At 67.5% G+C, this 19,380-nt stretch carries 18 protein-coding genes and 1 pseudogene; 9 read left to right on the top strand and 10 right to left on the bottom strand.

Features of this window, described 5'->3' with window-relative positions; translation table 11 throughout:
* Nucleotides 1-18: 18 nt before the first annotated feature.
* Nucleotides 19-924, top strand: coding sequence for an MBL fold metallo-hydrolase (locus tag TRAD_RS01020; protein WP_013176720.1), 906 nt, complete (start codon nt 19-21; stop codon nt 922-924).
* Here the strand turns inward: TRAD_RS01020 and TRAD_RS01015 are convergent.
* Entirely contained in the window at nt 921-1,544 is a 624-nt protein-coding gene (locus TRAD_RS01015; protein ID WP_013176719.1) for an SDR family NAD(P)-dependent oxidoreductase, read from the bottom strand. The two genes, TRAD_RS01020 and TRAD_RS01015, sit on opposite strands and share 4 nt — an antisense overlap.
* A 63-nt stretch (nt 1,545-1,607) precedes the next feature.
* Here TRAD_RS01015 and TRAD_RS15880 point away from each other — a divergent pair, with 63 nt between their 5' ends.
* A complete protein-coding gene (locus TRAD_RS15880) occupies nt 1,608-2,390 on the top strand; it encodes a hypothetical protein (RefSeq protein ID WP_013176718.1) in 783 nt (260 codons plus the stop codon).
* Nucleotides 2,299-3,059 (top strand): annotated as a pseudogene (locus TRAD_RS15550) (IS5 family transposase). Before TRAD_RS15880 ends, TRAD_RS15550 begins: the two are co-directional and overlap by 92 nt.
* 71 nt (nt 3,060-3,130) lie before the next feature.
* Here TRAD_RS15550 and TRAD_RS01005 read toward each other — a convergent pair.
* The 3 genes from TRAD_RS01005 to dctP all read right to left on the bottom strand — a co-directional run bounded on the left by TRAD_RS01005 (nt 3,131) and on the right by dctP (nt 6,181).
* The gene (locus TRAD_RS01005; protein ID WP_013176717.1) at nt 3,131-4,456 is read right to left on the bottom strand and encodes a TRAP transporter large permease; all 1,326 of its coding nucleotides are present in this window, start codon (nt 4,454-4,456) and stop codon (nt 3,131-3,133) included.
* A gap of 7 nt (nt 4,457-4,463) precedes the next feature.
* Nucleotides 4,464-5,030, bottom strand: a complete 567-nt coding sequence (locus tag TRAD_RS01000) for a TRAP transporter small permease subunit (protein WP_013176716.1) — start codon at nt 5,028-5,030, stop codon at nt 4,464-4,466.
* Between the two features lie 86 nt (nt 5,031-5,116).
* Nucleotides 5,117-6,181 carry a TRAP transporter substrate-binding protein DctP gene (gene dctP, locus TRAD_RS00995; protein ID WP_013176715.1) on the bottom strand — a complete coding sequence of 355 codons (1,065 nt, stop codon included), beginning with the start codon at nt 6,179-6,181 and terminating at the stop codon, nt 5,117-5,119.
* Between the two features lie 342 nt (nt 6,182-6,523).
* Between dctP and TRAD_RS00990 the strand changes: the two genes are divergently transcribed.
* The 3 genes from TRAD_RS00990 (at nt 6,524) to TRAD_RS00980 (ending at nt 9,913) form a co-directional block, all read left to right on the top strand.
* Nucleotides 6,524-6,787, top strand: coding sequence for a hypothetical protein (locus TRAD_RS00990; protein ID WP_013176714.1), 264 nt, complete (start codon nt 6,524-6,526; stop codon nt 6,785-6,787).
* 141 nt (nt 6,788-6,928) lie between these two features.
* The gene (gene lon, locus TRAD_RS00985) at nt 6,929-9,322 is read left to right on the top strand and encodes an endopeptidase La (RefSeq protein ID WP_013176713.1); all 2,394 of its coding nucleotides are present in this window, start codon (nt 6,929-6,931) and stop codon (nt 9,320-9,322) included.
* An 84-nt stretch (nt 9,323-9,406) separates the two neighbouring features.
* A complete protein-coding gene (locus tag TRAD_RS00980; RefSeq protein WP_013176712.1) occupies nt 9,407-9,913 on the top strand; it encodes a hypothetical protein in 507 nt (168 codons plus the stop codon).
* A gap of 68 nt (nt 9,914-9,981) precedes the next feature.
* Here the strand turns inward: TRAD_RS00980 and TRAD_RS00975 are convergent, their stop codons facing one another.
* The 3 genes from TRAD_RS00975 to TRAD_RS00965 form a co-directional block, all read right to left on the bottom strand.
* Nucleotides 9,982-11,748, bottom strand: coding sequence for an SLC13 family permease (locus TRAD_RS00975; protein WP_013176711.1), 1,767 nt, complete (start codon nt 11,746-11,748; stop codon nt 9,982-9,984).
* Nucleotides 11,749-11,912: 164 nt separating this feature from the next.
* On the bottom strand, nt 11,913-12,587 hold the full coding sequence (locus TRAD_RS00970; RefSeq protein WP_013176710.1) for a cysteine hydrolase family protein: 675 nt from the start codon (nt 12,585-12,587) through the stop codon (nt 11,913-11,915).
* A gap of 41 nt (nt 12,588-12,628) precedes the next feature.
* Nucleotides 12,629-13,381: an alpha/beta fold hydrolase gene (locus tag TRAD_RS00965; RefSeq protein WP_013176709.1), complete on the bottom strand. Its 753-nt coding sequence runs from the start codon at nt 13,379-13,381 to the stop codon at nt 12,629-12,631.
* Between the two features lie 56 nt (nt 13,382-13,437).
* Between TRAD_RS00965 and TRAD_RS00960 the strand changes: the two genes are divergently transcribed.
* Nucleotides 13,438-13,842: a hypothetical protein gene (locus TRAD_RS00960; RefSeq protein WP_013176708.1), complete on the top strand. Its 405-nt coding sequence runs from the start codon at nt 13,438-13,440 to the stop codon at nt 13,840-13,842.
* Here TRAD_RS00960 and TRAD_RS00955 read toward each other — a convergent pair.
* Nucleotides 13,839-15,632 (bottom strand): ABC transporter ATP-binding protein, encoded by a 1,794-nt coding sequence (locus TRAD_RS00955; RefSeq protein ID WP_013176707.1) that lies wholly within the window; start codon nt 15,630-15,632, stop codon nt 13,839-13,841. The genes TRAD_RS00960 and TRAD_RS00955 overlap by 4 nt on opposite strands.
* 80 nt (nt 15,633-15,712) lie before the next feature.
* Here TRAD_RS00955 and TRAD_RS00950 point away from each other — a divergent pair, with 80 nt between their 5' ends.
* On the top strand, nt 15,713-16,360 hold the full coding sequence (locus TRAD_RS00950; RefSeq protein WP_013176706.1) for a carboxylesterase family protein: 648 nt from the start codon (nt 15,713-15,715) through the stop codon (nt 16,358-16,360).
* Nucleotides 16,361-16,484: 124 nt separating this feature from the next.
* Entirely contained in the window at nt 16,485-16,991 is a 507-nt protein-coding gene (locus tag TRAD_RS00945) for a peroxiredoxin (protein ID WP_013176705.1), read from the top strand.
* Here the strand turns inward: TRAD_RS00945 and TRAD_RS00940 are convergent.
* Nucleotides 16,945-17,919, bottom strand: a complete 975-nt coding sequence (locus TRAD_RS00940; RefSeq protein ID WP_013176704.1) for a type I phosphomannose isomerase catalytic subunit — start codon at nt 17,917-17,919, stop codon at nt 16,945-16,947. The genes TRAD_RS00945 and TRAD_RS00940 overlap by 47 nt on opposite strands.
* On the bottom strand, nt 17,916-19,367 hold the full coding sequence (locus TRAD_RS00935) for a glycoside hydrolase family 10-like protein (RefSeq protein ID WP_013176703.1): 1,452 nt from the start codon (nt 19,365-19,367) through the stop codon (nt 17,916-17,918). Before TRAD_RS00935 ends, TRAD_RS00940 begins: the two co-directional genes overlap by 4 nt.
* Nucleotides 19,368-19,380: the final 13 nt, after the last annotated feature.

Here is a 19,380-nt window from a genome sequence, read left to right as displayed (position 1 = left end):
CTCGAGCTACGCTGAAGCGTGCCCGCAGACGCCCCCATCCAACTCAGCGAGCGCGTCTTCTACCTCCCCGGCAGCGTCAACGCGGCGCTCGTGGTCGGCGACGAGCGCGAGGCCGTGATCGTCGACACCGGCCAGGACAAGGACGCCGGACGGCGCCTCAAGGGGGCGTGCGCGCACCTCGGCGTGACCCCCATAGCGATCCTCAACACCCACGCCCACGCCGACCACTACGGCGGCAACGACTTTTTGGTGCGCAACCTGGGGCTCAGCGTCTACGCGCCACCCTTCGAGGCGAGCATCCTGCAAAACCCCTACCTCGAGCCCGTCTACCTCTTTCACGGCGCCAAACCGCCCCAGGAGCTGCTCTCCAAATGGCTGATGGCGAAACCGTCGCCGGTGAACCAGCTGCTGGCGCCGGGGCGACTCGAGCTGGCCGGCTTGGCGCTCGAGATCCTCGACACCTCCGGGCACGCCCACACCCACTACGCGGTCAACGTAGACGGTGTGCTCATCGCCGCCGACGCGGTGTTCGGGACGGACGTGCTGGACAAGTACCCCTTGCCCTTCGGTCAGGACGTCGCTCGGCAGATAGCGAGCGCCGAGCGGGTCGCCGATGTGGGCGCGCGCACCGTCTTGCCGGGACACGGCGATCCGACGGAGGACGTCGCCGCGCTCGTCGGGGCCAACCTCGCGGCGTTCGAGCGGGCGGCGGCGGCGGTGGCAGCGGCCTGCACGGGGGTTCCCACGAGCGCCGTGTTGCGGGCCAGCTGCCGAGCGCTCGGCATCGTCATAAACGACCTCCCCCGCTACCACCTCAACCTCTGCGTGGTGAGCGCGTACCTCAGCTATCTGCGGGAGACGGGGCGCGTCGAGCTCAGCATTATCGACAACGAACTCCGCTGGACGGCGGTCGCGCCGGTCTAACCGACGCGCAGCTCCGCCTGCGGCTCCCCCTGCAAGCTGTTCACGATGGCTTCGGCGACGTCCTCGGGTGAGAGCGCGTCTTTGGGCGGCTGCCCGACGCTCTGCCAGAAGTCCGTGGCGACCGCTTTGGGGAGTACGAGCGTGAGGTGCGCCTTGCGCCGCCACTCGGCAGCGGCCACCTTGACGAGCGCCGCGACGCCCGCTTTGGCCGCCGCGTAGGCGCCGAAGCCGCGAAAGTTCACGAGCTCGGGGCGGGCGCCGAGGACGTACACCCGCGCCCCCGTCACGAGCTTCGGCTCGGCGTGCTTCAGCGTGTAAAAGAGCCCCGTTAAGTTGGTGTCCACGACGCGCGCCCACGCCTCGGCCGAGGTGCGGCTCAAAGGCGCCGGCTGAATGGCGCCCGCCGCGTAGATGAGCAGGTCCTGCGGCGGCAGGTCCTCGAACAGCGCCTCGACCTCGAGCTCGCTGGTGACGTCGGTTGGGACGAGCGTCGCCCCGCCGCCCAACCCCTGCAGCTTGCGCGCGTCGCGCCCGACCAAGGTGAGCGCGTAGGACCCCTTGAGCGCCGTCACGAGTGCCGAACCGATCCCCCCGGTTGCCCCGACAATAAGCGCGTTCATGCGCTTACGCTACTCGGCGGTCGCCGGGGCGCGCCGTAGCGCGCGTCGCGGTAAGCTTGGGACGTGGAGACGCGCGCAGAGGTTGTAGCCGGCATCGAGCACGTTCGCGCCGGGCGCCTGCACGAGGCCGCCGCGCTCCTCGCCACGCTCCACGACCCCTACGCAGCCCTCCACTTGGGCCACGCGAAGCGCTTTCTCGGCGCCTACGCGGCGGCCGAGGTGCACTACCGGAGCGCGCTAGAGGCTGGTGAACGCCTTCAGGCACGGCCCCTTACGGTCGCCGCGCTCTGCGGGCTGGGCGAGGTCGCGCTAGCGCTTCAGGAGCGGCAAAAGGTGCTGGTGCCCTTCGGGCGCGCCCTCGGCCTCACCGAGCTAGGCGGCGTCTCGGTGACCCAACCGCTCGCGGGGCTCGCGCAGGCGCAGGGTCTCTGGGGCAACTGGGGCAAAGCCCAAGCGCTCGCCGCGCGCGCGTTGGCTCAGGCAGCCGACCCCATAGGGGAAGCCAGGGCCTGTCTCGCTTTGGGGCTCGTCACCCGGGACAGCGCGGCGGCCACCGACGCCTTACAACGGGGTCGCCGCGCCGCGCGGCGCGCACCCCACCGCCCGCTCGAGCTGCAGCTCTGGGTCGCGCTGCTCACGCGCCAGCCTGAGCCGGACGCGCTCGCTGCCGCGCACGCGCTCGCTGCCGCGCACGCGTGGGCCCTCGAGCTAGGTTCTGTTGACACTTTAACGAGCGTAGATGCTAGAAATAGGTATGAGCACGGTAGAACTCAGGCAAGACCAGTGGCGAAAAATCCTCAAGTTTCTACGCGAGCACCCTCGGGTACATGTGGGCAAAGCGCGTAAGTGCAAACGCTTTATCGAGGCTGTGATGTGGATGGACCGCAGCGGCGCACAGTGGCGCTTGTTGCCAGAGAAGTATGGCAGTTGGAACAGCGTCTACAAACGCTTTGACCGCTGGAGCGAGCGGGGAGTCTGGCATGAGATGTTCGAGCATTTTGCCGCCGACCCCGATATGGAAAGCGTAATGATTGACAGCTCAGTGATTCGCGCACATGCTTGTGCTGCGGGCGCACCCAAAGTAAAAGGGGGCAAGAAGCGCAAGCCCTCGGTTACAGCAGAGGTGGGTTCAGCAGCAAGATTCACGTAACCGTCGATGCTTTGGGCAATCCTTTGCGTCTCTTGCTCACGGCAGGTCAAGCGCACGAGGCACCTCACGCTGAGGCCTTGCTGACGGGGTACGAAGCCGACTTCGTTCTTGGCGACAGAGGCTACGACGCCGAACACATCCGCACCACTATCGCCGAGAACGGAGCACAAGCGGTTATTCCACCCAGGTCAAATCGCAAAGACCCCAGCGCGTATGACCCGGAGCTTTACAAAGAACGCCACCTCATCGAATGTTTCATTGGCAAGCTGAAACACTACAGACGTTGCTTCTCGCGCTTCGACAAGCTCGCTCGCAATTACCTCAGTTTCCTCCATTTTGCCTCTACCCTCATCTGGCTACGGTGAAACGTCAACAGAACCTAGACATGCACCCCGAAGCGGCGCAGCTCGCCAGGCTTTCCCCGAGACGCTGAGCCTCACCTAAACTGCTGCATGTACGACGGTAACCAGAGCGCGATGGCGGGAAAAAAGTAGAGCAGCACGATGACCAGCGCTTGTAGCCCTAAAAACGGGAGCACGCCCACGTAGATGTCGGTGGTCTTGACCTCGGGGGGCGAGATGCCCTTGAGGTAGAAGATCGAGTAGGCAAAGGGTGGGGTCATAAACGAGGTCTGTAAGACCATAATGATCATCATCGAAAACCACAGCTGGTCGTAGCCGAGCGAGGTGGCGATGGGCGTAAAGAGCGGTACCGCGATCATGATGATGCCCAGCCAATCGATAAACATGCCGAGCACGAAGATAAAGAGCAGCATCACGACGAGCGTCCCGAGCTCGCCGAAAGGGAGCCCCAAGATCACGTCGCGTACCACCCGCCCCCCGCCGATACGGGTAAAGACGTTTGTAAAAAACCCCGCCGCGATCAGCACGAGGTAGATCATCGCGGAGACGCGCAGGGTGTTCTCGACCGACTTCCACAGCGTCGCTAGGGTGAGCCGGCGGTACAAGGCGGCGAGGACGAGCGCGGCGAAGGCGCCGAACCCGGCCGCCTCGGTCGGCGCCGCGAGGCCGAAAAAGATGGTTCCGAGCACCGCCAAGATCACCAGCGACACCGGCAACACCGAGGTCACGAAGAGCCACAGCTTGCGCCGCGCGGGGACGCTCGCCTCCTCTCGGCTGAGCGGCGGGCCGGCTTCGGGGCGCAGCGAGCAGAGGACGACCGCGTACAGGATGTAAAACGCCGACAGCAAAAGCCCCGGCACGATAGAGGCGATAAAGAGCTGACCCACCGACACCCCGGCGATGGGGCCGTAGACGACGAGGAGGATGCTGGGCGGGATCAAGATGCCCAGGGTACCGCCCGCACAGATCGCGCCGGTCGCCAGGGGGCGCGAGTAGTTGTACTTGAGCATCGACGGCACCGCCAAAAGACCGATGGTCACCACGGCCGCACCGACCACACCGGTCGCCGCGGCGAAGATGGTCGCCGTAACGACGGTCGCGACCGCCAGACCACCCGGGAGGCGGCCGAGGATCAGGCGGACCGCGTCGTACAGCCGCCCGGCGATACCGGTCTGCTCGAGCACCACCCCCATCAGCACGAAAAGCGGGATGGCGATGAGCACGTTGTCCTGCAGCACACTGAAAAGGCGCAGCATGAAGATGTTGGCGACCGCCGGACCGAACTGCAAGTAGCCGAACACCGCCGCCAGCCCCCCCAGGACGAAGGCGATGGGAAACCCCAGGAGGATGCACACGAGCACCGAGGCGAACATGAAAAAGGTGATCAGTTCGACGCTCATCACACGCTCACAGCAAGATCTCGTCGCGCACGTCGCCCTCGGCGGCAGCGGGGGGTGGGGTCTCAAGCGGGCGCCCTAAGAGCACGAAGAGCGCGCGGATAAACTCGGCCACCCCTTGCAACACGAGGAGCACGACCCCGACGAGGATCCAGGTTTTAAAGGGGTAGATGGGGGGGCGCCAGATGCCGGTCGCGGCGAGCTCGCCGCGCTGCCACGAGTTGATCACGTGCGGCACCATGACGTTGATGATGAGGAGCCAGGTGGTGAAAAAGAGCAGGAGATAAAAGAGCACGTCGATAAAGGCGCGCACGCGTTCGGGAAAGCGTTCGTAGAACACGTCGACGCTCACGTGCCCCTTGCGCTGCAGGGTGTAGGCCGCGCCGAGGCTCACGACGAGGCTGGTCAAAAAGTAGCTCATGTCAAACACCCAGAGCGTCGGGCGGTTGAACGCGTAGCGCATGAGCACCTCGTAGGCGATAAAGAGCACGAGCGGCAGCAAAAGCCACGCCACGACCTTGGCGATCGCCGCCGTCAGCGCGTCGATCCCCTTGAGAAGCCCCCTTAAAACAGCCATAACGCCCTTCCCGACACAGCGCCCTCCACAGCGAAAAAGCGAAAAGAGGAGCTGTGCTCCTCTTCGATCGGCAGCTCGAACGCGCGCTACTCGCGCGGCTCCGCGCGGACCGGCACCATAAACGCCTCGTACTCGACGTAGCGGTCGTAAAACGCTTGTACCGACTCCCACACCTCGGCGAAAAAGGCGTCCTGGGTCGCCAGTTCGTCGAGGTAGGCAAACGACGCCTCGCGTAGCGCCCGCTGCGTCTCGACGTCGACCTCGACGCGCTCTTGGCCCGACTCGTCGAAAAAGGCCACCGCCTCCATGCTGCGCACCAGATCGCGCGACCAGCTGCGCACCACCATCGCCTCGGCGGCCGCCTCGACGATCGCCCGGAGGTCTTCGGGGAGCGCTTCCCACGCGCTGCGGTTGATCATGAGCTCGTTGACGATCGCCGGTTGGTGCATCCCGGGGCCGGTGTAGTAGCGGGTCACCTCGTGGAAGCTGAGCGTCTGATCGGCCCAGGGGGTGCTAAACTCGGCGGCGTCGACGACGCCGCGCTCGAGCGAGGGGTAGAGCTCGGCAGCGGGCAGCGACACGACCGACACCCCGGTGTCGCGCAGGATGTCGGCCCACCACCCGGCGGTGCGGTAGCGCAGCCCCTGAAAGTCCTCGAGGGTGCGGATGGGGACGTTGCTCCACGCGAACGTCTCGGGGTGATAGACCCCGACGGGCATCACGGTGATGTCTAGACCCATCAGCTCCTGGTAGAGGCGGTTCCACAGCTCGATCCCCCCCGCGTCGTAAAACCAGGCCATGTACATGGGCGCCTCGAACGACATCGGGATGGAGGCGAAAAAGGGCGCCGCCGGGTGACGGCCGATCCAGTAACCCGACCAGGAGTGCCCCATCTCGACGATGCCCGAGTCGACCGCGTCGAGCACCTCGAAAGCGCCCACGATCGCCCCGCTCGGCTGCACGTCGATAACCATGCGCCCACCGCTCATCCGCTCGACGTTCTGCGCGAACTCCTCGGCGAGCTGGTGAAAGTTGAGGCTCGAGGGCCACGAGGTCGCCATCGTCCAGCGAACCTCCTGGGCCGCGCTCACCCCTAAAAGCGACGCCAAACCCACCGTCAGCGCGATCCGTCGGTACCAAGCACGCTTCATCTGCCACTCCTTACTGAGCGAAAGCTCCACAGCTCGAGGTCGCCACCTCGAGCGCTGCTTACGTGTGGCGCCGCAGCACCCACGCGACGCAAAGCCGTGCGGTGGCCTCGCCACCCAAACGCTCATGCCCCCCTGTCACGTGCAAATTGCCCGGACTATACGGTAGCCCCTCGGGGCTGTCAAGGACCCGCTCGATGTGTACTCATAAGGGGAGCTGTAAGGCGTATACAGCTGCGGCGACGAGTACGCTGGCTTGTTTGCACCTGCCAAGCCCCTTTTAGAGGGGCACGACGCCTATTCAAAGCCTGTGCAAAGTGCCGCTCGCTGGTTTAGGCTAGGGGCATGGCTTGGGAATACTTGCAGGTGATGATGACGACCAAACCGGTGAAAGAGGGGCACAGCCGCCTGATCGTCCTTGGCCGCGGGCAAGAGCAGGCGCCCATAGGCGCGGGCACCCGCCTCGTCGACCTTCTCAACGACCTCGGCGCGCAGGGTTGGGAGCTCGCGGGCGTTCTCAACCTCAGCTCGGTCGACGAACCCAAAGCGGCGCACGAGCTGCACCTGACCAACTCGTCGCTCATCTTTAAACGCCCCCTCAACCCGTAGCGGCGCGGCTTTTAGACGCCACAGCCCGGGCGACGATCACCACGGCTACCCCCGGGGAGCTGGCTATTTGTTCGCTCTAGAGCGCGCTCTCGCGTCAGCCACCTTACGGTAAAAGGCACCCCCGTGCGGTTTACTAGCGCTATGGAATGGGAACTGCCCGTGATCGCCCTTCGCACCGTCGTGGTGCTGCCGCGCACCTTGGAGAACGTCGACGTCGGTCGGCCGAAGTCCAAGCGCGCGCTCGAGGAGGCGCAGGCCGCTGACAACCGGGTCCTGCTGCTCGCGCAGCGCGAACCCCGCATCGACGACCCGAGCGGCGACGACCTCTACACCACCGGTACGCTAGGTGTGATCAAACAAGTGATCCGCCTCCCCGACGACACCCTGCAGGTCTTGGTCGAGGGCAAAGAGCGCGCCGAGGTCATCGGCTACCTCCCCGGGATGACCCTGCGCGCGCGCGTCCGCACGCTGAGCGAGACCAACACGAGCGGGGAGACCCGCACCCGCGCGCTCGTCGAACAGGTCAAGTCGGCTTTTGGCGACTACGCGCAGCAGAACAAAAACCTGCGCCTCGACTCGTTTCACCTCGAAAACCTGCGCAGCCTCAAAGACCCCGGCGCTTTGGCCGACGTGGTGACCAAGTACAGCACCTGGGAGGTCGCCGACAAACAGGCGGTCTTGGAGGAGAGCGACGCGGGCAAACGCCTGGAGCTCGTCTACGGCTTTTTGTCGCGCGACCTCGAGCGCTTCGACACCGAAAAGCAGATCTCGGCGCGGGTCAAACAGCAGATGGACGCCAACCAGCGCGAGTACTACCTGCGCGAACAGATGAAGGCGATTCAAAAGGAGCTCGGCGGCGGCGAGGACACCTTGAGCGAGGTTGAAGAGCTGCGCAGACGCGTCTCCGAAAAGAACATGCCCAAAGAGGCCGAGAAGCGCGCGCTCAAGGAGATCGAACGCCTCGAGAAGATGCCCGGCGGCAGCCCCGAAGCGACCGTCGTGCGCACCTACCTCGACACCATCTTGGACCTGCCTTGGTCGGAGGTCGACGAAGAGCACCTCGACATCGCCCACAGCGAGCGCATCTTGAACGAGGACCACTACGCGCTCGAGGAGCCCAAAGAGCGCATCTTGGAGTTTTTGGCGGTCCGCCAGCTGACCAAAGACCGCCAAGACAGCGACTACCGCGCCCCCATCCTCTGCTTTGTCGGGCCGCCTGGCGTCGGTAAGACGAGCCTCGGCAAGTCGATCGCCCGCAGCTTAAACCGCGCGTTCGTGCGCATGTCTTTGGGCGGCGTCCGCGACGAGGCCGAGATCCGCGGCCACCGCCGCACCTACATCGGCTCGCTGCCGGGGCGCATCATCCAGGGGATGAAAACGGCCGGCAAACTCAACCCGGTGTTCCTCTTAGACGAGATCGACAAGATGACCTCGGACTTTCGCGGCGACCCCTCGTCGGCGCTGTTGGAGGTCCTCGACCCCGAGCAGAACAACACCTTCGCCGACCACTACCTAGAGATCCCTTATGACCTGTCGAAGGTCATGTTCATCACCACGGCGAACTCGCTCGCGACCATTCCGCGGCCCCTTTTAGACCGGATGGAGGTCATCCAGATCCCGGGCTACACCTTGGACGAAAAGCTCGAGATCGCGCGCCGCTACCGCGTCCCGCGTCAGCTTAGGGCGCACGGTTTGGAGGGCAAGCTGGCGCTCACCGAGAGCGCGCTGCGCCGCACCATCACCGAGTACACCCGCGAGGCGGGGGTGCGCAACTTGGACCGGACCCTGGCAAAGCTTGCGCGCAAGTCGGCCAAGGAGTTTTTGAGCAGCCCCTGGGAGGGGGAGCGCGTGCTTGACGAGCGCGCCGTACGCAAACTCCTGGGCGTGCCGCCCTTTCGCGACGAGCGCGCTGAGCGCGAACCGCAGGTCGGCCTCGCCCACGGCCTCGCCTACACCGCCGTCGGCGGCGTGACCTTGGACATCGAAGCGGTGAGCACCCCCGGCAAGGGCAAGGTGACCTTGACGGGGCAGCTCGGCGACGTGATGAAAGAGTCCGCGCAGGCCGGGATCGCCTACTTGCGCACGCGCACCCACGACTTCAACCTCCCCGCCGACTTCCACGAAAAGCGCGACCTGCACGTGCACGTTCTCGAGGGCGCGACGCCCAAAGACGGCCCTTCGGCGGGGATCGCCATGGCAACAGCGGTGGTCTCGGCCCTGACCGGACGCCCCGCGCGGGGCGACATCGCCATGACCGGCGAGATCACGCTGCGCGGCCGCGTGCTCCCCATCGGCGGGGTTAAAGAGAAGCTCCTAGCGGCCCACCAAGCGGGGATCGCGCACGTCATCATCCCCGAGGCCAACGAGGCCAACCTCGAGGATGTCCCCGAGGCGATCCTCAACGACCTCAAGGTGACGACCGTGCGCGACTTCAACGAGGTGATCAAGATCATGCTCCTCGACGAGTCGCAGCCCGACTTCGTCCCGCCCAAGGGGGACGAGGCGGGCGTCAGCTCAGCGGCGCAGGTGCAGTAGCACCCGCCCCCCGCCACGCGCGCAGAAAGAGCGCTTTGTGGTGCCCCCGGCGGTTTCTAACCGTCGGGGGTTTATCCTGAGTAGATGACGCCTTCCTCGCTACGCACCACGCTTGCGAGCGCCGCAGCCTGCAGCGCGCTGCTCGCGAGCTGTTCGTTTGCGCCCATCCGCGTCCCCGTCGGTGACGTGACGATCCCCGGCAACAGCAGCGCGGGGCTCATCTGCTACGCGCCTAGCCCCATCACCGAGTCCGCCCCAAGCGGTTTTCGCGGCGCCGACTACCGCGCCGACGCCACCTACACTTCGGTGGGGGACGGCCCCGCCACGGTGCGCGTGTACGGCCGCACCACCCCGCCCGAAAGCCCCTGCGTCTTTCCGAGCGACGCCGACGTGCCGCTCTCGGAGCCCATCACGCTCACCCCCGGCGTGACCCAACGGGTGCTCATCGGCGGCCCCAACCATAGCGGCGCGCTCGCCGAGCTCATCGCCCAACCGCGGTACTACCTGGGCGCGTCGCTTACAGGCGGGGTGCTCTTTAGCGCGGAGGAGTGGATCACCCTGACCAACGGCGAGGTGAGCGTGTACTACTAGGCCAGCGCGCAACGAGCGATGAGCTCGGGGTTGTGCCGGTCGCTCACCGCTCAGAACGCCTTACCGGCCTATAACGGCCACACGCGCGGGGCGATCAGGAGCGTCACGGCCGCCATCGTCAAGTTCATCGGGATGCCGGCGCGGAAGTAGTCGGTGAACTTGTAACCGCCCGGACCGTAGACCATCAGGTTGGTCTGATAACCGATGGGGGTCGAGAAGCTCGCCGAGGCCGCCATCATGATGCAGATGGCAAAGGGCGCGAAGTTGGCGCCGAGCCCCGTCGCGGTCGCGAGGGCGATGGGGAACATCAGCACCGCCGCGCCGTTGTTGGTAATCAGTTCGGTGAAAAGCATCGTGATGAGGTAGATCATGACGAGGCTCAAGTAGGGGTCGCCGCCCGCGAGCGCCACGAGGCTCGAGGCGATCGTCTCGGCGGCGCCGGTGACCTCCAAAGCGCGACCGAGGCCGAACGAGGCGGCGATAACGATAAGCACCTGCCAGTCGACGCTGCGCCGCGCGACCGAACCCGTGATGCAGCGCGTCACGAGCATGAGCCCGGCGGCGAGAAGGGCCGCTTGGAGCATGCTGAGCCACCCCAGCGTGACCGTAGCGACCATCCCGAGGAGGATGCCGAGGGCCAGAAGCGCCCGCTCGTGGCGCGGCGGGTTGGAGTTCTCGATGCGGCTGACGAGGAAGAAGTCGCGCGAGTTGCGGTGCGCCTGCGCGAATTCGGGGGAGGCCTCGAGGAGCAGCGTATCCCCGGGTTGCAGCACGATGTCGCCGATTTTGCGGTTGATGCGTTCGCCGTTACGCGCTACGGCGATGATGACAGCGTTGTATAACGAGCGAAAACGCCCTTCGCGGACGCTTTTGCCGACCAAGGGGGCGGTGTTCGAGACCACGGCCTCGACCAGGATGCGCCGGGGGCGCGGGGTCGTCACCTTAAAGAGCTGGTCGGGCGCCGGGATGAGGCCACGCACCTTGTGCAGGTCCACGACCGACTCGACGATGCCGACAAAGAGCAGCCGGTCGCCGCCTTGCAGCAGCTCCTGCGGCCCGACCGCCGGGATCACCCGCCCGCCGCGGTCGATCTCGGCCAAGTAGAGTTGCGGCAGGCTCCGCAACCCCGCCTCCTCGATCGTCTTGCCGACCAACGGTCCCCCCTCCTCGACGAGCATCTCGACGGTGTATTCGCGCGGGTCCCCCTGCTGGCCGATGGCCGAGCGGCGGTCCGGCAAGAGCCAGCGGTGAAAGAGCACCACGAGGGTGATACCGACAACCGCGCACGGGACGCCGACCCAAGCGATGTCGAAAAGCCCAAAGCGCAGCTCGGTGCGTTCGGTCATGAGCCCGTAGACCACGAGGTTGGTGCTCGTGCCGATAAGCGAGCACGTCCCCCCCAAGATGGCTGCATACGAGAGCGGGATCATGAGTTTCGAGGGGGCCAGGTTCTGCCGTTTGGCCCAGTCGCCGACCGCGGGGATCATCATGGCGACCAGCGGGGTGTTGTTTAAAACGGCGCTAAGCGCCGTGATCGGCGCCATCATCCTAAGCTGCGCCCCCGGCAGCGACTTGGGTCGCCCGAAGAGCCGCGTCCCCAGCCAACCGATGGCGCCCGTTTCGCGCAGCCCCGCTACCACGACGTAAAGGACCCCGACGGTCACCATCCCCTCGTTCGCGAGCCCCGAGAGCGCTTCTGAAGGGGTTAGGATCCCGGTCAGCAGCAAAAGCGTTACCCCTGAGACGAGCACGATGTCGGCGCCGACGCGCGTAAAGATCAAGAGCCCCACGTTGAAAAGAATCACGAAGACGCTAAACCAGGCTTCCCAACTCATAGTCGCCTTTCCTCAACCCTTTAGTCTATAAAATCCATAGGTTTATTCCATTTATCCCCCGAGCCTCCGCCGGGGGCACGCCATGCTATCAGAAACCTTGGTGCGCCGTGCGGCAACGCGCACAGCCGCGCTGGGTAGCTAGCCGGGCTAACGGACTAGCCGGGCTAACGGAGCGCGCGCACGACCTCGACGCCGTTACGCGCGAGCTGGTGCAAAAAGAGCAGGTGGTAGAGGTCGCCGGGGTGGTCGGGGGCGTCCCAGGTCTGCGTGCAGCGTTCGGGGACCACGACGCGCTGACCTAAGCCGCGCGCGAGGGTGCGCACCTGCAGGTGCAGCGCGAGGGTGTAGAGGCAGAGGTCGGTGACGTCACCGACGGCGATGATCGTGTCGACCGCGAGCCCCTCCAACCACGCCACGAACGGCTCGCTGGTGTGGCTGGCGATGCTGTTCTTTTGAAAGTGACGGTAGCTGCCCCAGTTGGGCAGCGCCCGGAGTTCGCGGACCGCCTCGGCTTCGGGCGTCCCGACGACGCAGTGGGGTGGATAAGCGTTAAACTCCTCCGCGTCCTCGGGGTGGGCGTCTTGGATGATAGCGACGTGCTCATGCGGCACGCCCAGAGCGTCTAAACGCGTGAGCAGTTCGGTCACGTGTGGGATGATGGCGGTGACGCGAGGGCTTGCGAGCGCCCCCAAACGGGTAAAGCCCTCGAGGACGTCGACGCTGACGAGCGCGGTGGTCTTAGGGTCGAGCGTAGCGAGCTCGAGCTCGGGCAGGGCGCTGTACCAAGCGCTGAGCAGCTCGGCGTGCGCCGCCGCTTGGGCGCGCAAAGAGGCTTCCATGGGGGCATTGTACGCCCCAGCCGCTGAAAAGCGGCTGAGCTTCAGCGCGCCAAAAACGCCCCCAGCGCCGCGGTGATCTGCGCCTCCGCCGCCGAGCGCGTGGTGGTCGGCAACCCGTCGCCGCGCTGCGGGCCGTAACGCCCGAAAAAGCTGTGCACCGCCCCCCCGATGACGACGAGCTCGGCCGATGGTGGGAGCCGCCCCAGCCCCGAACGCACCTCCGCGAGGGTCGCAAGGCCGTCGTGTTCGGCGGCGAGCACCAGCACGTCCAGGGGTGCGGCGCTCAGGTCGTCGCCCTCGGCGCTAAAGGCGCCCATCAGGACGAGCGCGTCGAGAGCGTCCGGCCGCCGCGCGGCGAAGCGCGCCGCCATCGCCCCGCCGAGCGAGTGGCCGCCCAGCACGACGCGCGTCGTGGGGTCCACGGCGAACGCCTCCAAAAGGGCCGCCGCGCGGTTTGGCCGCAAGACCGCGAGGTCGAAGGGAAACGCCGGGATCACGGTGCGTACGCCGCGGGGCGCGAGCGCGACCCCGAGCCACTCGTAGGCTTGGGGGCGGACCAACCCCCCCGGGTAGAGGATCAGGAGCGTGTCCGCGCCCGCAGCGGGCACGATGTCGATAAAGCCGCCCGCCTCCTCGCGCCAGCGCACCCGCACGCCTTCTCGGGGGACGCCCGCGACGACCGCGTCTTGGTGCAGCACGAGGGGCGGACGGTTTAAGATGGGGTAGAGGTACCCCGCGCCGAAGGCCAGAGCGAGGAGGGCGAGGAGACCCACGCCTTTAAAAAACCCTTTCACGCTGCGCACTCTAACGCGCGCGGCCCCGAAGCGTACGGCGCGCCCGTACCCACCGTATGGACACCCCTCCCGACCGCCCCCCAGCCGACGAGCTCGAGCTGGTGTTCGTCTACAACGCCGACAGCGGCCTCCTCAACGCGCTCGGCGACGCGCTGCACAAGCTCGTCTCGCCGCAGACCTACCCCTGCAGCCTCTGCGCGCTGACCTACGGGGGCGTGCGGATGCGCCCGCAGTGGCGCCGCTTCATCGCGGGGCTCGGGGTGCGAACCCGCTTTTTGCACGCCGACGAGCTGCGGCGCGCCTACAGCGACCTCGGCGTGCCGCTGCCGGCGGCTTTCGTGCGGCGTGCGGGGACCGTCGAGCCCTGGCTCACCAAAGCGGAGATCGATGGGTGCCAGACCCTCGAGGCGCTCGAGCAGCTCATTCTAGACCGCCTTAAACGCCTGAGTCCCGCGCGCTAGTCGCCGAGAACCTCCGCACGGCGCCGCCCATCCTCCTGAGCCAAGCGCTGCAGCGCCCAGTAGAGCCCGCGCCGCGCCACGAGCTCGCGGTGCGTCCCGCGTTCGACGAGCTGCCCGTTGTTTAGCACCAAGATGGCGTCGGCGCCCAGCACCGTCGAGAGGCGGTGGGCGATGATCAACGTCGTCACCCGGCTGCGCCGCTCGAAAAGCCCCGCCAAAGCGTCCTGGATGACCGCCTCGGACTCGGTGTCCAAGCTGCTCGTGGCCTCGTCCAAGATGAGCACCGCGGCCTCTTTGAGGATCGCCCGCGCGATGGCGACGCGCTGCTTCTGCCCGCCCGAGAGCTTGACGCCGCGCTCACCGATCTCGGTGTCAAACCCCTGCGGCAGCCCCAGGATAAACGCCTCGGCGTTGGCGAGCCGGGCCGCCTCACGGACCTCGTCGTCCGCCGCTTCCGGTTTGGCGTAGCGGATGTTGTCGAGCACGCTCCCCGAGAAGAGCGTCGGCTCCTGCGGCACCACCGCGACGCGCCCGCGCAGGGCGCTAAGGGCGTACGTGCGCAGGTCGAAACCGCCCAGCAGAATCTCGCCCTCATCGGGGTCATAAAGGCGGCTGACGAGCTTGGCGACCGTGCTCTTACCCGCCCCCGAGGGGCCGACCAGGGCGACCGTCTGCCCCGGCGCGACCGTAAAGGAGAGCCCGCGGAGCGCCGGGGCGCCGCCGCCCGGATAGCGAAACGTCACCCCGTGAAACGAGAGCCCGCCGTGCGGCACCGCCGTGCGCCCCCCCTCCTGCTCGGGGCGGTCGTGTAACAGCTCGTCGACCCGCTCTAGGGCCGCCAACCCCGCCTGCAGAGCGTTGTTAAAAAACATCACCGAACGCACCGGCCCGATGAGGTTGCCCAGGTAGAGCAGAAAGGCCGAGAGCTCCCCCACCGTCAGGCCGCGCTGCACGACCAGCCAGCCCCCCAGCACGAGCACCGCCGCGAGCCCCAGGTCGGCGGAGAGGCCCACAAGCGCCTCCATCAAACCGACCTGCTTGCGGCGCTCCAAGTTACCCGCGACGTAGCGGTCGTTGTCGCGCTCGAAGCGCCGGTACTCGAGCCCTTCGTTCGCAAAGCTCTTGACCACCCCGATGTTGCCGATAGCCTCGGTGGCGGTCGCGGTCAGCTCGCCCACGCGGGAGCGGATGCGCCGCGCCGACTCGCGCAGCGGCCCCTGGTAGACACCCGTGAAAAAGGCCATGGCGAAAACGATCGCGAGCGCCACGAGCGCCAACACCCAGTCGGTGGCAAAGAGCACCGCGAGCACGAACACGACGCTAAAGAGCTGGCCCAGAAGCCGCGACGCGCCCGACTGAATCATGGTCTCTAGGGCGTTGACGTCCGAGACCACCCGCGACACCAAGGACCCCGAACGCTCGCTCGTAAAGCGCGCGAGCGGCAGGCGCAAGAGCTTGCCGTACGCCTCTAGGCGCACCTCGCTGATCACCCGCTGGGTAAAGGCGTAGGAGAAGTACATCGCCGCGTAACCGAGGGCGGCGGTAAGAAGGTAAAAGAGGAGCATACCCGCCCCCACGAGGAGCAACAGGCGCCCCTCACCGCGCGGGATGAGGTCGTCGATGACGAGGCGGACGAACTGCGGAAACACCTGCCCCAAGGCGGCGGTGAGCGTGAGTAGGAGCGAGAGGGAGGCCGCCTGAGCCCAGCGTGGGCGGATGAGCCGCCACAGGGTCTTTAGCGCCCCCTTGCGGTCTCGGGGAGGGTCCGCTGCGCGTGAACGAGGCATCATGAGACCGCTAGCGTACCGCCGTCGACGCGGCGGGGGCGCCCTCCAGCGAACATGGTACGCCAGGCGGCGTATGCTGTGGCGTGTCCACGCGCTTACGCCCCCAACACGTCACGACTGGCCCGCTCCCCTATCTTCACTACGCCCCGCAGACGCCGGGCCGACCCGCACCCCTCGTGCTCTTTTTGCACGGGGCGGGCGAGCGCGGGGAGGACTTGAAGCGGGTTACAACGCACGGATTACCGCGGGAGCTTTCTGCCGGCGACCCGCTGCCCGAGGCCGCGCACGTCCTCGCCCCCCAGTGCCCGGCGGAGTCGTGGTGGCCGTTTGAACTCCACCACCTGAGCGCCCTTGTAGAGGACGCGCTCGCGAGGCTGCCGGTAGACCCCGCGCGGGTCTACCTCACCGGCATCAGCATGGGCGGCTACGGCGCGTGGGCGCTCGCCACAAAGCACCCGGAGCGCTTTGCGGCGCTCGCGCCGGTCTGCAGCGGCGGCACCCCGCTGCTGGCTAGCCGGCTCACAGACCTCCCCATCTGGGCCTTTCACGGCGCCGAGGACGAGGTGGTGCCCCTAGAGGAGTCCGAGCGGATGGTGCGGGCCGTAAACGCCGCCGGGGGCCACGCCAAGCTCACGGTCTACCCGGATGTGACACACGACGCCTGGACCCGCACCTACCGCGACCCGGCGTTCTACGCTTGGCTGTTCGCGCAGCGCAGACAGGACCGCTAGCGCGCCGAGCGGTTCGGCCTAAAAGCCTCTCTGGCGAGCGCGCAGCGGCGCGGCCGGGGGCAGCGCGAGACCAAGGTGAGCGGCCACCGCGTTTGCGGGCGCGTCGGCGGGATAGGTTGGGGGCATGAAGCCCCCCGCACGCCTCCAACCCGGCGACCGCGCCCCCGACTTCGCGCTGCGCGACGCGAGCGGCCGCACGGTCGCGCTCCGCGACCTCCTCGGCAAAGGCCCCGTCGTCGTCTACTTCTACCCCAAGGACAACACCAAAGGCTGCACCGCCCAAGCGTGCGCCTTCCGCGACCACTACCTCGTCTTTAAGGAGGCGGGCGCCGAGGTCGTCGGCATCAGCACCGATAGCGAGGCGTCGCACCGGGCGTTTGCCGAGCAGCACGACCTCCCTTTCATCCTGCTCAGCGACCCGAAGGGCGAGGTCGCGCGGGCGTACGGCGCCACGGCGCTACTAGGCCTCATGACCGGCCGGGTGAGCTTCGTGCTCGACGAAAGGGGCACCGTGCGGCACGTCTTTAACGACCTCTTTCACGCCACGCGGCACGTCGACGAGGCGCTCAAGGTCGTGCGGGCACTCAGCGCGGCGGGACAAACGCCCGCAGCAGCGCCCCCTCACCCTTAAGGGTGTAGGCGCCCAGCGCCGCGGGCAGCACCACCGACCGCCCCTGCGGGAGCCGCACGTGCGACGCGCCCGCGTAGAGCTCGAGCCCGCCCGAGATCGTCGTGAGCAGCTCGACGCTGGTCTCACGCGTGCTCTCCTCGCGGTCGCCAGCGACGTCCCAACGCTCGAGCACGAAGTGCTCCGTGCTCAGCAGCTCGGTCTTGCCCTCACCCAGCTCCTTGGGCGGCACCTTGGCGCGCTCGCCGGGGGTGAGGTCGGCGACCTCGAGGGCGCGGTCTAGGTGCAGCTCGCGCGGCTTGCCGTCCGCACCCCTGCGCCCGTAGTCGTAGAGGCGGTAGGTGAGGTCCGAAGTCTGTTGGATCTCGAAGAGAAAGACCCCCGCTCCAATGGCGTGAACCGTCCCGGCGGGGTTGTAGACCACCTCACCGGCGCGCACCGGAACGAAGTTGAGGTGCGCCTCGAGCCGCGCCTCCTCGGCCGCGCGCCGCACCTCCTCGGGCGTCAGGGCGTCCTTGAAGCCCCAGATGACCCCGGCTCCGGGCGCCGCCTCCAAGATGTACCAGGCCTCGCTCTTGCCCAAAAAGCCCGTCTCGGGTTCGTGCTCACGCGCGTAAGCGTCGTCCGGATGCACCTGGATGGAGAGCGCCTCGCCCGCGTCGATAAATTTGGCGAGCAGCGGGAAGGTGTGCCCGTAGCGCGCCATCGGGGCCGTGCCGAGGAGGGCGGCGCCGTGATCGCGGCTCGCTTCGGCCAACGTCTTGCCCTGCAGCGGACCGTTCAGGATGCGGCACCCCGCGTAGACCTGCCACGACTCACCCAGGGGCTCCTCCTCGGCAGGTTCGGCGATGCCCAGGTACGACACCAAACGGTCCCCGCCCCACAGGCGGGGGCTCAAAAAGCGCTCGAGCTCGAGCGGGTAGAGTGTCATCGTATCTCCCATCCCTCAACGAGGCCGCCCACTTCGGCCTGCGCGTACCAAGGGGCGGCGGGCGCGTTTTCGGGCGCGCCGACCAGGGTATCTAAAGGGGCCTCTACGGCTGCTGGGGCGGCGGGGCCGGGACGCCCGAAGGCCGCCGCCGCCGCGAAGGGGGCGCCTAGCGCCGTCAGCTCACGCGCGAGCGCCGCGAGCGAGGCCTCGAAGGGAACCTGCCCCGCCAAGGCGCGGCGCTCCGGGCTGCGGTAGGCGTAGCCGACCCAACCGATGACCCCTTCCGTGCGCCGCACCGACTCAAGCTGCGCCAGCGACCCCGGCAGGTCGTTGAGGTAGAGGCCCGTGGCGATCGCCGTCTGCGCCTCCCCCGCGAGGCGCGGTGCGAGCGCGTTCCAGGCGTCGAACCAGACCGCCGCTTGGGGGTAATCGGCGCGTTTGTAGTTCATCGGCAGGTTGAGGTCCAAAAACCCCCCTTGCGCCCACCCCGCCCAGTCCTGCAACACCACCTTGTAGGCGTGGCTCGAGGCGAAGTCCGTTTCATCTTCGGGGGGGGCGCCGTAGGCGATCGTCGCGGCGCTCACCCAGAGGGTGGGGTCGACCGCCTTGATCTCCTCGTAAAGCCGCCGCATCAGGGCGCTCACCTGCTCGCGGCGCCACGCGGTCCACACGGGGTCCGAGGGCGGCGGGGGGATGGGGGCGCCCGTCTCGGCGGCGAAGCGCGACAAGCTCACCGCGTTGTACCCCCAGCTCGGCAGCGCCCCCGAGTTGAAGTCGGGGTAGCGCAGGCGGTCGATCGCGACGCCGTCGAGGTCGTAGTTTTCAGCCAGGCTGCGGACCACGCCGGCGAGGTAGTCGTGCACCGCCGGGTGGCCGGGGTCTAGGTAGACGTCCCGGTCGGGGCGGGTGACGCCGTCGTAGCGCACCGTCAGCCAGTTCGCCTCACCGACCGCCGCGGGGCCGTGGCGGTTATAAGGGTGCGCCGGGTCCTGGGGCGGCGCGTCGGCGCCCCAGAGGGCCAGGGTCACCACCCAAGCGTGCACCTGCAACCCGGCGGCGCGCGCCCGCGCGATAAGCGCCTCCAAGGGGTCGAACCCCGGCGCCAGCGCCGGGTCCTCGGCGCGCGGGAGCGTGCTGCGGTTGCAGTAGCAGTTGCCGCGCCGCACCACCTGCACAAAGAGCGCGTTGAGGTTCATCGCCTCCGCGTCCGCGACGAGCGCCTCGATCTCGTCGGGGGTTTTAAAACCGGGCCCGAAGGCGTCGACCCAGATGCCGCGCAGTTCGCCCAGCTCGGCACTCGGGGTCGCGTGCGCTTCGGTCTTCCACCGGACGCCCCCCGCCTCCGCGTCGAGCCACCCCCCTTGCGCGCGCGCCGCACCCGTCCCCCCGAGCGCCAAGCACGCCCCCAGCGCGACCCGCGCGAGGGGGCGCCGCAGCGCCCCCCTCACCCGGCACCTCGAG

Origin of the sequence: Truepera radiovictrix DSM 17093 (assembly GCF_000092425.1) — a bacterium.
Taxonomy (GTDB): Bacteria; Deinococcota; Deinococci; order Deinococcales; family Trueperaceae; genus Truepera; species Truepera radiovictrix.
Note: the sequence above shows the minus strand (reverse complement) of the source record. Positions and strands in the feature narration are given on the sequence as shown.